Here is a 600-nt window from a genome sequence, read left to right as displayed (position 1 = left end):
CGCCGACGTCGTGGCGGCGGCAGCGCTACCCGTATAGACGGGAAGCCCCATAAGCGCGGCGGTCGAAAGCGCCACAGCAGCCGACACCGAAAGAGAAAACCGGCGGTTCATGATGTGCTCCTACCCCGAAGGTCGCAGCCCTGTCAGGGCTTCTCACAGTGATAAACGTGGCCGCTTGCAAGGAACTGGAACCCTGCTTACAGCGCTGCCCGTTCCGACGCCGTCCCGCCGCGTCGGCTCAACCATTCGTACGCGGTCGCCGTTTCCCTGAGGCGCCGCATGATGTGCCCTCGCCGTACCGGCGATGTGGGGCCGGGGTTCACAGCCGCCCTGGGAGCGACCATCCACTGCACTCGGACCCGAGCTGGAAGGCCCCACTGTTGTCACAACCGCGGACCGAGAAATAGTGGAGCTGTCCGGTGCTTCCCAACGGTTCCGGCCCTGGTCCGCTGATCGGCCTGCTGAAGCCGCCGTTCCACGGGTCGCGGCGCTTCACCTTGTACGTCTTGATCCCTTCGTTGTTGAACGAGTAGCGGACTTCGAAGTAGTCCCAGTCGCGTCCGGTCGGCCCCCATTGGAAGACGGCCTTGCCACCGGATG

The 600-nt window shown here is 64.8% G+C and carries 1 protein-coding gene; it reads right to left on the bottom strand.

All coding sequences use genetic code 11. The features are described 5' to 3' along the window. Positions 1-319: 319 nt before the first annotated feature. A partial coding sequence (locus tag AAH991_RS40200) for a hypothetical protein (RefSeq protein ID WP_346231201.1) occupies positions 320-600 on the bottom strand: 281 nt, incomplete at its 5' end.

Source organism: Microbispora sp. ZYX-F-249 (genome assembly GCF_039649665.1).
Classification (GTDB): Bacteria; Actinomycetota; Actinomycetes; order Streptosporangiales; family Streptosporangiaceae; genus Microbispora; species Microbispora maris.
The sequence above is the reverse complement of the archived record's forward strand: the minus strand, read 5'-3'. Positions and strand labels throughout refer to the sequence as shown.